Source organism: Methylobacterium sp. WL119, from assembly GCF_008039875.1.
Lineage (GTDB): Bacteria > Pseudomonadota > Alphaproteobacteria > Rhizobiales > Beijerinckiaceae > Methylobacterium.
In genome coordinates this window covers 1-13,529 of sequence record NZ_VRUU01000117.1, presented here as the reverse complement: position 1 = coordinate 13,529, position 13,529 = coordinate 1, and the positions used below count along the sequence as shown (strand labels likewise).

Below are 13,529 nucleotides of genomic sequence, written 5' to 3'. Positions count from 1 at the left end.
TCAAAGGACTGGTCGAAGCTGATCGAGCGAGTTCGGCATGCGGCCAAGCACGCCCGCGAGGTCGAGGCGCAGGCTCAAGAACAGGAGCTGCGCGTCCAGGAGGTGCTCGATCGCGTCCGCGAGGATGTCCGCAACGCCGCCGAGCGCGTCCGAGTTGCTGAGGCGCGCACCGCTGAAATTCAGAGCCGTGCCGACGCCTTGCTGAAGGCGGCCGACGAGAAATTGAAGGCGGCTGAGGAACGGGCACGGACTGCGGAGGAGTGGCTCACACGCGTCTACGACACGATCGCAAGCGAGTTCACCATCGAGCCTGATGTAAAACGGACACCTTGAACCGATGCTGCGAAGCGGCTGATGACTGCTACAGCACACGCCTCTCGACGCATGTGCGCCGGCGGCGGTCGCGAACGCCGTCAGGCAGCCCGGCACAGGGAGAAGACGACGACAGGTCGATGCGGGCCAGTTCCCTGCGTCGTGCCCGTGACCCCTCGGGCCGGGTGGTCGTTTGAAGGTCGATGCTGTGGGGAACAGGAACTGCAGGCGCCGGCTTATGGCCTGCTACTTCTCTGCCTACTGCATGCGGTGCGGAGCGGCGTTTGCCATGATCCAACGCGGCGAGAGGATGTCGCCGTCCTCAGTGAGGATCCAAGGCTGTGCGTCGTCAACCTGGATGCTTTCAGCCGCTGCCGCGATGGCTTCGCGCAGGGTGGAGAACGCCTGTCCGCGTGCGGTATGAGCTAACCCGTTGGACGGCCAGACGGTCAACTCGGCACGCTTATCGAGGTCGGCGAGTACCATGCAAGTGCTCCGGTTCACTGCAGGAGCGGGGATGTCTACCGCTGCACCGTGATCGGCATGTGGCGATCCGGTTACTGAACCGTGTCGCTGCCGTCACGGGGGCGTGAGGACGGCTCCGCAGCCTTACGGCTCTTCGAACTCACCGGCGGCTTCAGCGCCGTAGCCGTTCGCTACCGGATTGTCCCAGTTCCTACACAGGCCAAAAATATCTACGGGACCCGATCCTGAATGGGGGCGTTGGCCGGCGAAATGACGCCTGATCGAGGCTCGTCGCAAACTGGAGACCCGCCACATGGCCACCAAGTCGAAGACACTGCATGATGCGTTCTACGAGACCTTGAAGGACGTCTACTACGCCGAGAAGCAGTCGGTGAAAGCGCTCAAGAAGTCGGCCAAGGCCGCCGAGCATGCCGAGCTGAAACAGGCGTTCGAGACCCACGCCGAGGAGAGTGCCAACCAGGTCGATCGCCTGCAGCAGGTGTTCGAGATCATTAGCAAGCCGGCGCGTGCCAAAACCTGCGAGGCGATGCAGGGCCTGACCTCCGAAATGGAGGAGGACCTGGAGGACTTCGGTGACACTCCGGCGGCTGATGCGGTTCTGGCTGCCTGCGCTCAGGCCGTCGAGCACTACGAGATCGCCCGTTATGGCACCCTGAAGACCTGGGCGAGCCAGCTTGGCTACGCAGACGCGGCGAAGCTCCTCGACGAGACCCTGCAGGAGGAGAAGAAGACCGACGCGCTGCTCTTGGAAATCGCCGAGAGCATCAATGTCGAGGGGTCTGAACAGCCTGATGCCGAGGAAGATGCGGAGGTGACGCAGAAGGCTGCGCCGCGCAAAACTAGCAAGGCCAAGGCAGTTTGAGGGCCGCAGCCATGGTCGACATCACGAAGATCCAGGAACACATGCCGGTCTCCGGTTCTGACGGTGGACACGTCGGCACAGTCGATCATCTCGACGGGCAGCGCATCAAACTGACCCGTACCGACCCGGAGGCGGAAGGCGTTCACCACTTCATCCATGTCGACTCGATCGACGCTGTCGAGAACGGTGAGGTGCGGTTAAACAGGACCACCGCCGAAGCCAGGGACGAGTGGGGTACTGCGGAGTAGGCCTTTGCCGTGCTCTGCAACGCGGAGTCAGGCTGATACCAAGTCGTGAGAGCCCAAGGGGGACTGGTCAGCTAAAAAGTAGGTGGCGGCCCTGCCGTGGGGTGGGATAGCAGGGCCGCCGCAGCGGATCGGGGGCGATCAGCTGGCCGCGTATGCAGCGTAGCTCAGCATCTGCCGAACAAGTTGACGAAGGATGACCGACGAGACGGCGGCGCTGATCCTGGCGCTTGCGACCGAGAACGCTGAGCTGCGCGCGGCTCTCGCCGAGGCGCAGGAACTCCTTGTCGAGACCGCCGTGGATGCCGGCGAGATGCACGCGCACGTCGAGGAATTGCAGGCCGAGTTGACCAAAATGCTTGTCGAGCGCTCCTGCAACGGCGGGAAAAACGCCGTTTGGATCAACCTCACAGGATCGTGAGACTTCAAGTTTGGAGCGAAACTTTCTCCCATTTTGATCCGTACCCGCACCACGGGCCAACGGCTTAGCTTATGCGGTTGTCCTGGGTATCTCCTCGGGCTTGTTAGATATCGGCACTCTATGTCCCTCAATCACCAACCTGGACACCCATCGCGCCGTCCGCGCCCATCCTTGGTTGTCGCCATGTGCCTCCTGCCGGTCCTACTCTGGATCGCCATCTACCTGGTCTGTGGCAAGATCGTCTGGTTCTGACGCCATTCCCTCCGATCCGCGCTGCTAGATCCTCGGACGAAGGTACTGCGCGAGAAGAAATCCGCCTTGCAGAGCGCTCAGATGAGCAAAGAGGATCAGGAACTCCAGCCAGCCGAGTCTCCATTGGATGACGCAGGTTGCGATGTACGCAGCAACGACGCACCCCGAGGCGAACAGGATTACCCATAGACGATAGTAGCACCCTGCTGCGATCCCAGCAGCGAACAGAAGCGCGGATGTGATCATTCCTTCCCAATCACATTCCCAGCGTTTCAACCTTCTTAACATAATCTCTAGAATCATTCGGTCGATGACGCGGCAGACCCTGTGCGGATCTGTCTCGGCGAATGCACCTAAGGTGTGCCGTCACCCGGCGCGCCCTTCCCGTTTTCGGCGTAGGATACCAGCGGTACCGCGAAGGCAGACAACAATGCGCAGACGCGGACAGCCCGATAGAATCCGCGACGCGTTTATCGTGGCTGGAGGTGCCATCATTGGCGCAGCCATGGTGGTCGAGATCCAGTTCCTAATGCCGCAGAACCCTCTGGCTGCCACGTTGATTGTGATTGGCGCTGCCCTGATGGCGACCGCTGCTACGCTGCACTTCTCGCGTTGGTGACCCGTACCTATGACCCGCTGAGGCCTGACAACAGCACCCGGCGGGTACCCTGCCGAAGGCTATCGCCGCTGCTTGTCCGCTTCCTCACCGGCGACCGCTTCCACCGCCGCGATTGCGTTCTCCAACTCCGCAATCCGCTTCAGGGTGCTATCCGCGGGCATCGTGTCGTACTGAGCGGCGTCCATGATGAGGTCGCGCTGGCGGATCTTGAGGCGGTCCAGGAGGGCTTCGAGCTTGTCCATGGCGCCCTCTAGCGAGAGCATTCGGTCTCGACAACCGCTATAGGAACCTTTGAGGCTGAAAGAGCTAGCTCGGCTGCTCTTCGGTCTCTTCGATCGCCGCCTCGTCGTCCATCTGCGGTGCCGGCGCGGGGCTCGGCGGTGGATCGCCTTCGGGCTCCTGCGGTGCAGGCGATGGGTCTCCGATCGGCGCCGGATCGTCGCCAGGCTGCGGGGTGTCAGCGTCGATCATCGTATCGCTCCTATGACGTTTCCCGGGAAGCAAAGTCCCGATGATCGACCACGTTCCAGTTGTTTTTTAGAACCCGCGCTTGATGCTCAGCCGAGTGGATGAACTCGATGCGTCATGGGGGGGGTCAGGCTTTTTCCGCCGGAGGTCGGACGATCTGAGCCTCCCGGTCGGGCCGGCACGGGCAGCAACATCCAATGCGTGTAGTCATTCCATGACCATCCCCGATCATCCTCTGGGTGAACTCTCTCGCCGCGGATGTCGGCGCGGATGATGTGCATTTCGAATTTTGCGGCTGAACCCTGACCGATCCATAGGCCTGCAACGAACCGTTGCCCGTCCCGTGGTGCGGTCTTCATACCTTGCCAGCTCACGACTTTCTCCGGTTTGCCTTGGTTCGACGGACCAACGAGTTATTGAAGGCGAAGGTCCGCCATGTTTCCGGCAGCAATCTCGACATGCGCACTCAATCGGCTATTTTCCTCCAATGCGTTATGTCCTCGCCGCCTTCGCCACGATCCTGACGGCCGGCGTTTGCACGGCCGCGCCAACCGACGACGGGCAGCGAGCCGAGAAGATCGACGGGCTGGTGCGCATCGTCGGCGCACAGGCTGGCATCGTCCTCCACTGCCGGCAGTTCTATGCGATCGACGACAAGGTGTCGGACGGTTTATCTAGCATCGTACGGCCTACACTCGATCAAAGCCTTGGGCAGAAGCAGGCTCAGACCGCTGTCGACGATGAGGGCAAGCGCCTTGCACAGGAAATCGCGGAGGTCGGCCCCGAGCGCTGGTGTGCCGACCAGCGGAGCATCCTGAACACCGAGGGCGTCCGCGTTTTTCTGGACTGATCGGCCGCCCTGGTTGTGACTTGAACGGCTCGAAATGCCCAGGCGAGAAGCTGGCTCGCATGTCAGAGCGGTGCATGACCCAGCCAGTCCCAAGCCCATGCGAAGTGAAGGTCAACGGGCAATGGCTCGTAGTCAGTCTCGCCGAAGCCTCAATCAGGTTCGTCGCTTCCGAGAAGCGGTGCCCGGCTTGTCATGGCCGCGTGGCAATCCCCGGCACGTTCACTTCGAGGGCAAAGCGAAAGCTTGACCATCGTCGTAATCATGCCGGCTGCCCGCTGCTAGCGAAGATCTACTGCGGCACCCCATCGCCGCATCCGAACGCGGTCGAGTAGGCGAGTGAGCCTTCATGGCTCCGGTGCGCTATCGACCCGAGCGTCGGAACAAGTTGCGCCGAAAAGACCTGAGCTTGCGGTGCAAGTCCGAACGGTCTGCGCTTTGACCGACCGCTTACAAAGCCCGGCAACAATCCGAGCTTTGCTGATCACATGGAAAGAAGCCGCTTAGGCGATTTATGCTCACAGAGACAGGCGCCGTGGATAGGGCGCACAATCTAACGATCAGTCAGATAAAAGTAGAGGTTGCGCGATGAACGGTCATGCCATGAGTTTCGGGGCCGACGCGGGCCCGCAGGTCTACCACGCGTTCGTAGTTGTATTCCAAGATGAGCAGGGCAGAACTTTCGGCAGCTTCGGTCCGACCCGTCAGCCGTTTCCCTCATACGCCGTTGGCAATCAACTGGACGTCGATGGAGCAGACAGGACTATCACGTTGGTCCGTCACAGCGTTCATTCCAAGGCCCCACCAGAGGATTGGGTTCTGCAGACGACCGTTATCGTCCGGTAGTTTATGGTACTGGATCATCAACCAGCTCAAGCCGAAGCTCTCATGCCCTGAGGCGAGAGCGGCATACTTTCCATGATCGGATCAAGCTTTACCCTTCCCCATCTCCCGAAGCGGACATCAAGGGCCAGAGATAGTGGTTCAGTTCGAAATCTCGCGGGGCTGACTCGGCTGTAGTTGGCGCGCATCCGCGTGGCATGGCCCCGGTATGACAGATGTTACGAAACGCGGCCATGTGATCTCGGTGTTCCCGAGCGAGCAACAACCGGGCTCCTATCGGTGGAGCATCACGGCGTTGTCCACCACATCGGTAACTCAGTCGCCCTACGCTTTCGCGACAGCCTTAGGAGCCACGATGTCCGCGGAATGTTGGCTGCGCGAGATTGCGAAGAGGGGCAGCGAATGATCTTGTCCTCGCTGATCATTGAGGAGCGGATGGACCGAGATCCGGCCTGAGCCACCCCTCCCACATGGCCCGAACGACACGTCGGATAAACGAGCGTTTTCCGGACTTTTTCCGTCCGTGCTGGGTCGACCTAACAAGGAAGCGGACGTTCCGTTTCAGACCCAACCCAGACGCCTAGGCCGCCGTTATCTCCTCTTTGAAGCGGACGTTCGTCAGCCGTTCGGCAACTTCAGCTTGGGGTGGGAAGCGGGCCTGACCCTTCTCCCGCAAGCGGACGTTCCGCATCCGACCCAATATCGCCCTTTGGCCGAACCGTCCTCTTCACAAAGCGGACGGAAGGGAGGGCCTTCAAGCGGGACAACGACCCGAAACCCGTCCGTGCCGTTCGCCTGGGTGGAAATGATGAAGCTGCAAGCAGCCCGGCAACGTCTCTAGCGACGGCGCGGATCAAGGGGGGAGCGAACAGCGCTCGGACCCTCGCTCGATCTGTGTCCGAGACGGCCAAGCCCGGCGCCGGGCGGCCGAACAGGTAGCCCTGCATCTGGTCGCAGTCCAGCCCGCGCAGGATCGCCAACTGCTCCGCGGTCTCCACGCCCTCCACCGTCACCTGCATCCCGAGGTTGTGGCCGAGGTTCACGATCGCCCGCACGATCGTCAGCGTATCCGTATGCTCGCCCAGTCGCCGCACGAACGACTGGTCGATCTTGAGCTTGTCGAACTTGAACCCATGCAGGTAGCTTAGCGACGAGTAGCCTGTGCCGAAATCGTCTAGCGCCAGCCGCACCCCCAACCCGCGCAGATACGTCAGCACCGCTATCGCTGCTTCCGCGTCCTGGATCAGCACGCTCTCCGTGATCTCCACCATCAGCCGCGCCGGGTCGAGCCCGTGCCGGCCCAGCGCGGCGGCGATCGTCCCCGGCACGTCGGATTGACGCAGCTGGCTCGGCGATACGTTGATCGACACCCGCCACGGCCGAGGCCAATTGACCGCGGCGGCGCAGGCTGTCTCGATCACCCATGCGCCGATCCGCACGATCAGATCGCTTCGCTCGGCGAGCGGGATAAATTCGGCCGGCGAGACAATGCCACGCTCGGGGTGGTGCCAGCGGATCAGCGCCTCGAACGTCTCGATCTCGCCGCTGCTGCCGTTGACGATCGGCTGATAAAACAGGCGCAGCTCGCCACGTTCCACCGCCAAGCCAAGCTCGTACTCCATCTGGCGGCGCGCCTGGATCTGGGCGTCCATCGCCAACTCGAAGAAACGCACGGTGCCGCGCCCTTCGTCCTTGACGCGGTAGAGCGCGGTGTCAGCGGCGTGCAGCAGCGCCTCGGCCGTGCGGCCGTCGGCAGGGTACAGCGCCACACCGGCCGAAGCGCCGATTTCGAGCTGATGCCCCTCGACACGGAACGGGCGGCTCAAGGCCGCGACGAGCCGGCCGGCGACCTCCGAGACCTGATCCGGCGCTGATGCGTCGGCCAGGACAGCGACGAACTCGTCCCCGCCAACCCGAGCCAGGGTGTCGGCGGGCCTCAGCTCGGCGAGCATGCGCTTGGCGGCTCGAACCAGCAGCGCGTCGCCCGCTGCGTGACCGTACAGATCGTTGACCGGCTTGAAGCGGTCGAGATCGAGGTAGACCACCGCCACGCTGCCCGCCCCCCCATCCGCCGCATCCAGGGCCTGGGCGAGGCGCTGCCCCAGCAGGTAGCGGTTGGGCAGCTCGGTCAGGGCGTCGTGCAGCGCTAGGTGGCGGATGCGTGCCTCGTCCCGCTTCCGTTCGGTCAGATCGCGCAAGGCCACGGCGACGGCCGGCTTGCCGCCGAACTCGATGGTGCGGCACGACAGCTCGACCGGGACGAGGTCGCCCGCGGCGGTGCGAGCCTCGAACTCCTGCGGCTGCAGCGCCTCCGACCGGCAGGCCATGCGCCGGACCAGGGCGGGTGCGTCATGGGCGGCGAAAAGGTCGAGCATATTCTGGCCGATCAAGTCCTGGACCGGCGTGCCGATCAGACGCGCTCCAGCGCTGTTGACCTCCAGCACCGTGCCGGCGCGGTGGATGAGCAGCACCTCGTGAGCGAGGTCGCTGAGCAGGCGCATCCGGGCGAGTTCGCGGACCGTGCGCAGAGACAGGTGCTGCTGGAGCATGAGCATGGCGAGCCCAGCGATCAGGATGGCGAGGCTGATGAGGCCAACAGCCATTGCGAGGGCGCTGGACCCCAGAACATAGTCGGCGCCTTCCGACAGGCCGGACGGCGCGAGCGTCACCCCCGCCATGCCAGTGAAGTGCAGGCCGCAGATCGCCAGAGCGAGCCACAGCGCGACCTCGGCGCGGCGGGCGAGGCCACGCAGGTTGCTCGCGCGGGCCAGGGCCAGGGTGGCAAAGGTGGCGCTGAGAAGGAAGGAAGCGCCGACGTAGGTGGGGTTGAAGAAGATGAGGGCGGAGGCACGCATAGCCGCGACGCCAAGGTAGTGCATGCCGGCGACGGCGGAGCCGAGCATGAGGCCGGCGCATGCAAGCACGACCGGGCTGCCGGAGCGAAGCCGCCAGAGCGTGAGTGCGGCCAACGAACCAGCGATAGCGACGGCGATCGACGCGGCGGTTAGGTCCAGCTCGTAGGCGGTGTCGGTGCCGGGCAGGAACGCAAGCATGGCCACGAAGTGCAGCGCCCAGACGCTCGATCCGAACACCACCGCGGCGGAAACCAGCGCCCGCGTACAAGACTGGCCCCGCGCGGCTTTGGTCAGAGCCATCAAGGTTACGGTGACGAAGCAGCCGAGCGCGCAGATGGCCGCAGATAGGGCAACGAGACCGAGATCGTGCTGCCGCGTGATGCAGTCGAGTACGGTCAGCATGGCTTGCGAGACCACTCCTGCATCGCCGGCGTCGGCCCAAGGGGTTTGGCGAGATTTTTATGGTGGCCCGACGGCTAGTTGCTTATGCAACAACTACGGTTGAAGGACTATTAAGCGCTAAGACGTGTTGTTTCAGTCGGAACTGCGTGATTTTGTCCCTCCGGGAAAAGGTCCGATCCGACGACAGCGCCGTCAGAGAGCGGACTGGCAGAGGGCCACCCAACCGAGACGGGGGTCATCCTCCGCTCATCTGCCGCGAAGCGGACCTTCCGAGGGTCCGCAATGGGTCGGGACTGGGCTCGGCGGCGATTTCCGCTTTCATACATCGCCGTCCCGAAGCGGACCGGCAGAAATCCATCCAACCCAGCCGTAGGCCGCTGCCTGTCGTTAGCTTGAAAGCTGACCCTCGCATGGATCACATAGAGTTGCACTGAGCCACGGACGATCACGGGGCGCCTGGTTCCGTAGCGTGCCCTTATGCAAGCGGCATGAGGGGCTGAGAATGCCGCCTCCCACCGCGTAAGAAGGAACCCTTTCGATCAGTCAGTCATGACCCGTCCCCACGAGGTGGTCCGAGTTCAAAGTTAGTGCAGGGTCAGGGTCAGGCTTGCTCCACACTGGACTTTCCTACCCGAATCGTCTCACTCTGCTCGCTTGCGGTGCTATGGTGATTCTCGCCGTTTCACCGCAAACGAGAAGCGCCGATGACCCAGCATGTCCAGTCAGGCGGACGCCTAGCGCCTGTATCGAACCAGACCGCAGGACACGATGCTCGAATCCTCGGGGCCAAGCTGCGCGAAATCGCGTCCGTCGTCTTTTCGCCCTCTGAGGATAAGACGCTTCGACGCTTCACCTCCGGCGAGGTTGCCCGCATCCTCGGCATCACCGACAGCCGCGTCCGGCAGCTCTCGCCCGAGCTTCTCGTCTCGGAGCTGGAGGTCGCCCCCGGCGGGCGCCGTCTCTACACCCTGGCTGACATTCACGCGCTGCGTGCTTACCTCGACGAGATCGACCGAGTTGGCCGGCGCTACCTGCCTCATCGAGATCCGGCCAAGGGTGAGCACCTCCAGGTTGTCGCCTGCGTGAACTTCAAGGGAGGTTCGGGCAAGACCACTACCTCGGCCCACCTCGCCCAGTCGCTCGTTCTGCGAGGGTATCGCGTTCTTGCAATCGACCTAGACCCTCAGGCGAGCCTCTCTACGCTGCTGGGGGTACGACACGAGAACGAGCAGGAGCCCTACCCCACCATCTACGACGCGATCAGATACGACGAGGAGCGGCGGCCACTGAGTGAGGTGATCCGGCCGACCTACTTCACTGGGCTCGACTTGGTTGCAGCCGACCTTGAGCTTGAGGTCTTCGAGTTCGAGGCCCCGATGCATTCGGCTCGGCGTAAGGCAAACGATTCCGAGCCTCCGTTCTTCGCCAGGATGGGCTTGGCCCTGAGCGAAGTGGCTGACCGTTACGACGTTGTGGTGATCGATTGCCCCCCCCGGCTCGGCTACCTCACCATCGCGGCGCTGTGTGCGTCGACCGCCCTCCTCATCACCATCCATCCGCAGATGCTCGATGTGTCGAGCATGCGCCAGTTCCTCACGATGCTGGACGAGATCATGGAGCCGGTCCGCGAGCAGGGGGCTGCTCCAACCCATGACTGGTTCCGCTACCTTGTCACCCGGTTCGAGCCGCAGGACACGCCGCAGACCGAGGTTGTCGCAATGCTGCGCGGGCTATTCGGCGACCGAGTGTTGACCAAGGCCATGTTGCAGTCGACCGCCGTGTCGAACTCCGGCCTGCGCGGACAGACTGTCTATGAGACGCCGCTGCGGCGGGACGAAGTGACCGGTTCAACCTACCGGCGCGCGCTCGACGCGCTTGATGCGGTCAACGGCGAAATCGAGGGTCTGATCGCGCGTGTATGGGGCCGGACGTGAGCCAGAAGAAGCGCCTCAGCGCCATCATGGGAGTACCGGTCCAGTCGGACGCGGCACAACAGTCAACTCCAGATCCCTCAATGACTTACACCCCTGTATCAGGTGCTACAGGCCCCTCTCCCACTTCTGAGAAGCGTCCAGCCGCGGCACGCTCCATGGCGGCAATGTGGGCGGCATCCCGGCCGAGCTCCTTGGGCTCGGATGGTGCGGTGGTCGAGATCGACCCTGCGCTGTGCCTGCCATCGGCGATTGCCGACCGCGTGCCCGATGTAACCGACGAGAGCTTCAACGCCTTCATGGAGCAGGTCCGTGAGGAGGGGCAGCACACGCCAATCCTCGTGCGCCGCCACCCGAGCCGGAACAACCACTACGAGATCGCTTACGGGCGACGTCGGACCCGTGCGGCTATGGCTCTGGGCAAGCCTGTGCGTGCCGTGGTGCGGGATCTCTCCGATGCCGAGCTGATTATCGCTCAGGGCTCCGAGAACCTCGCGCGCGAGAACCTCAGCTACATCGAGAAGGCCCACTTCGCACGGAACATGGAACAGGTCGGCGTCGCCCGCGAGGTGATCCTGAAAGCTATGGGCGTGCACCGCCCTGACCTTGCGAACTACCTCTCTGTCGCAGAGGCCATCCCCGGCTCTGTGCTGACTGCGATCGGCCCGGCTCCCAAAGTCGGCCGCCCGCGCTGGCTGACGCTTGCTGACCGCATTCGCGCGGCGACTCCGGAGCAGGTCAATACCGCCCTTGCCTCCCCGGACCTCGCCGGCAAGGCGTCCGACGAGCGGTTCGCGGTGATCCTAGCCGCGCTAGCTGCGCCGTCGGCTCGCAAGGCGAAGCCGAGGGCCGAGACCCTAAAAAATGCCAAGGGTGTGAAGTTCGCTCGCGTCGAGCGAAGCTCTGACGGCATGCGCGTGACACTGGAGGAGAAGGCGGAACCAGGTTTCGCCAACTACCTCGCCGAGCGCCTCCCCGAGATCCTTGCCGCCTACAGGCAGAGCAAGGGCTAACCTGACCCGCAGCAAGAGCTCAAGGAGACGAGAACACCGCAAAAAAAGAAAGGGCCCCCGGAACCGCGTCCGGAAGACCCCCTCTGGTCATTAGCAAACGCAGAGGACCATATCTCCCGGCACATCGTCAAGCGTTTTGACGTCGATTTGGCCAACCCCCAATCTTCGCCCGGTACTCAGTCAGACGATGGATCTGCACATCACGACGCCCTTTGGGCGGCGGCGGGTGACGCCTGCGCAAATCCGAGCTCAAGCGAACGCGGACGGCTGCCCTAGCGAGACCACGGTTCACAAATGGACGGTGTTCCGCGACATCGCCCCGGCTCGCACCCGGCTCGGTCTTAATGATAGGGCACTCGCCGTTCTCAACGCACTTCTGACCTTTCATCCTGAGACCGCTCTGTCGGCCGGGGAGGAGCCTGGACTCGTTTTCTTCCCCTCGAACGCCGCTCTTGCTCTGCGAGCGCATGGTATCGCCGAGGCGACGCTTCGTAGGCATCTCGTGGCCCTAGTCGAGGCCGGGCTCCTCATTCGACGGGACAGCCCGAACGGGAAGCGCTACGTCCGGAGCGGGCAGGGGGAGCCATCGCCCAGGCCTACGGCTTCAATCTTACGCCCCTCGTCGCCCGCGCAGAGGAGATGGCCACGCAAGCCGGCGAGGTTCGAGCTGAGGCGCAGGCGCTGCGCGTCGCCTGCGAGCGCGTGACCTTGCTTCGCCGTGGCTGTGCGAAGCTCATCCAGGCCCTGGAGGCGGGGGGGGCTCACCAGGCACTGCGGTGACGCTACGGGACCGCTATGCCGCCGTTGTGGGTGCTCCTGCCGCGGGTGCCGGCGCCCGGGCATCTGGAGGAGGCGAGGGCTGCCCTAACAGCGCTCGCCTTCGATGTGGGCAAGCTGCTCATTGCACACGACGAATTATCAGAATTGAGCGGCACTTCCGCCCAATCCGAGCGGCAAATTCAGAATTCAAATCCAGAGAATCCTGACTTTGAACCAACCTTCGGAATGGTGATGAAGACCTCCGGCGTGCCACGTCGAGATGAAGCTAGCCCCATGGGCGATGGCGGTAAGCGGGGCACCTATCCCCTTGGTCTTGTTCTTAATGCTTGTCCTGACGTGGCGGACTTCGCCCGTGAAGAAATCTGCTCCTGGAGGGACTTGGCGGACACGGCGGAGGAGATCCGACCCATGCTCGGCATCAGCCCTGATACATGGCGCAAGGCATGTGAAGTAATGGGCGACGAGACCGCCGCTGTGACGGTGGCGGCGATTCTCTAGCGTGCCGAGCACATCAAGAGCCCTGGTGGGTACCTGCACGCCCTCGTAGAGCGGAAGAGGCGAGGGGAGTTCAGGCTCGGCCCGGTGCTACAGCCATTGATGCGCACTCAACCGCAAACTTTGCCTAGGCAACCCCGCGGCTGCTGTGCCGTTAACCGGGATCCTGATGCAGTTCGCGTGTCAAGAAGCGTTGAAACGGAACCCTGGATCGGCGTTCAATCGTGACTCTGACTCACTCTTGCTGATGCCGGCGGCGTTGAGGTTGCGGACATCCAGCATGGGGCGGCAAGCATGGGCCCCTGCTTCAGGTCGTCGAGCCTCGTACCTGCTGAGTTTGTCGTCGATCATCTCGATATAAGCGCCAATCGGATCGGTCTGGTCGTCAGGTCCGGAGCTGCGATGGCGGTTTGCCCAGACTACCGGACCTCGTCACGTCGCTTTCAAAGCCGCTACCAGCGCCGTGCTGCCGACCTGCCACTCGGTGGTTGGCGTGTCGAACTCCAAAGCATGGTACGATGCTTCTGGTGTGACGTCGCTGCCTGGGGGCGGAAGATCTTCGCCGAGTGATCTGTAAAGGGCGGACCAATTCCAGGCCGCTGTGGCGGAGTAAAACCAGGCCAATGGCGGCCGCAGCTTGAACGATGAAGGGGCCCGATCGGGCCCCTTCATCGTTTATCGCCGACCATGAGGCTCAA

At 63.1% G+C, this 13,529-nt stretch carries 13 protein-coding genes and 2 pseudogenes; 11 read left to right on the top strand and 4 right to left on the bottom strand.

The genetic code is table 11. The annotated features are described in order from the left end of the window. A partial coding sequence (locus FV227_RS29300) for a hypothetical protein (RefSeq protein ID WP_187274944.1) occupies positions 1-333 on the top strand: 333 nt, incomplete at its 5' end. Between the two features lie 237 nt (positions 334-570). On the opposite strand, the gene FV227_RS24890 is transcribed toward FV227_RS29300, so the two are convergent. Next, positions 571-798 carry a hypothetical protein gene (locus FV227_RS24890; protein ID WP_147725983.1) on the bottom strand — a complete coding sequence of 76 codons (228 nt, stop codon included), beginning with the start codon at positions 796-798 and terminating at the stop codon, positions 571-573. Positions 799-1,090: 292 nt separating this feature from the next. Here FV227_RS24890 and FV227_RS24885 point away from each other — a divergent pair, with 292 nt between their 5' ends. From FV227_RS24885 to FV227_RS24875, 3 genes are all read left to right on the top strand, one after another. Next, complete coding sequence (locus FV227_RS24885; protein ID WP_147725984.1) at positions 1,091-1,660, top strand: ferritin-like domain-containing protein; 570 nt, start codon at positions 1,091-1,093, stop codon at positions 1,658-1,660. A gap of 11 nt (positions 1,661-1,671) precedes the next feature. After that, complete coding sequence (locus tag FV227_RS24880; RefSeq protein ID WP_147725985.1) at positions 1,672-1,908, top strand: DUF2171 domain-containing protein; 237 nt, start codon at positions 1,672-1,674, stop codon at positions 1,906-1,908. Between the two features lie 193 nt (positions 1,909-2,101). Beyond that, positions 2,102-2,326, top strand: coding sequence for a hypothetical protein (locus FV227_RS24875; protein ID WP_147725986.1), 225 nt, complete (start codon positions 2,102-2,104; stop codon positions 2,324-2,326). 930 nt (positions 2,327-3,256) lie between these two features. Here the strand turns inward: FV227_RS24875 and FV227_RS24870 are convergent. Together FV227_RS24870 and FV227_RS29295 are read right to left on the bottom strand one after the other, a co-directional pair. Next, positions 3,257-3,439, bottom strand: coding sequence for a hypothetical protein (locus tag FV227_RS24870; protein ID WP_147725987.1), 183 nt, complete (start codon positions 3,437-3,439; stop codon positions 3,257-3,259). Between the two features lie 64 nt (positions 3,440-3,503). After that, positions 3,504-3,668 (bottom strand): hypothetical protein, encoded by a 165-nt coding sequence (locus FV227_RS29295; RefSeq protein ID WP_187274943.1) that lies wholly within the window; start codon positions 3,666-3,668, stop codon positions 3,504-3,506. A 484-nt stretch (positions 3,669-4,152) separates the two neighbouring features. Between FV227_RS29295 and FV227_RS24865 the strand changes: the two genes are divergently transcribed. Then, complete coding sequence (locus FV227_RS24865) at positions 4,153-4,515, top strand: hypothetical protein (protein ID WP_147860139.1); 363 nt, start codon at positions 4,153-4,155, stop codon at positions 4,513-4,515. Between the two features lie 1,475 nt (positions 4,516-5,990). Here the strand turns inward: FV227_RS24865 and FV227_RS24855 are convergent. After that, positions 5,991-8,612 (bottom strand): EAL domain-containing protein, encoded by a 2,622-nt coding sequence (locus FV227_RS24855; RefSeq protein WP_147727654.1) that lies wholly within the window; start codon positions 8,610-8,612, stop codon positions 5,991-5,993. A gap of 704 nt (positions 8,613-9,316) precedes the next feature. Here FV227_RS24855 and repA point away from each other — a divergent pair. From repA to FV227_RS24835, 6 genes and pseudogenes are all read left to right on the top strand, one after another. Beyond that, entirely contained in the window at positions 9,317-10,546 is a 1,230-nt protein-coding gene (repA, locus tag FV227_RS24850; protein WP_147727655.1) for a plasmid partitioning protein RepA, read from the top strand. Then, positions 10,531-11,556 carry a plasmid partitioning protein RepB gene (repB, locus tag FV227_RS24845; RefSeq protein WP_348642520.1) on the top strand — a complete coding sequence of 342 codons (1,026 nt, stop codon included), beginning with the start codon at positions 10,531-10,533 and terminating at the stop codon, positions 11,554-11,556. The genes repA and repB overlap by 16 nt, the downstream gene beginning before the upstream one ends. Before the next feature lie 187 nt (positions 11,557-11,743). Continuing rightward, a pseudogene (locus tag FV227_RS30500) lies at positions 11,744-12,076 on the top strand (helix-turn-helix domain-containing protein); the annotation flags it as partial. Between the two features lie 65 nt (positions 12,077-12,141). Next, positions 12,142-12,336, top strand: a complete 195-nt coding sequence (locus FV227_RS30495; RefSeq protein ID WP_348642522.1) for a helix-turn-helix domain-containing protein — start codon at positions 12,142-12,144, stop codon at positions 12,334-12,336. 30 nt (positions 12,337-12,366) lie between these two features. Continuing rightward, positions 12,367-12,834: a replication initiation protein RepC gene (repC, locus tag FV227_RS30490; protein WP_348642595.1), complete on the top strand. Its 468-nt coding sequence runs from the start codon at positions 12,367-12,369 to the stop codon at positions 12,832-12,834. A 291-nt stretch (positions 12,835-13,125) separates the two neighbouring features. Then, a pseudogene (locus FV227_RS24835) lies at positions 13,126-13,398 on the top strand (ISL3 family transposase); the annotation flags it as partial. Between the last annotated feature and the right edge of the window lie 131 nt (positions 13,399-13,529).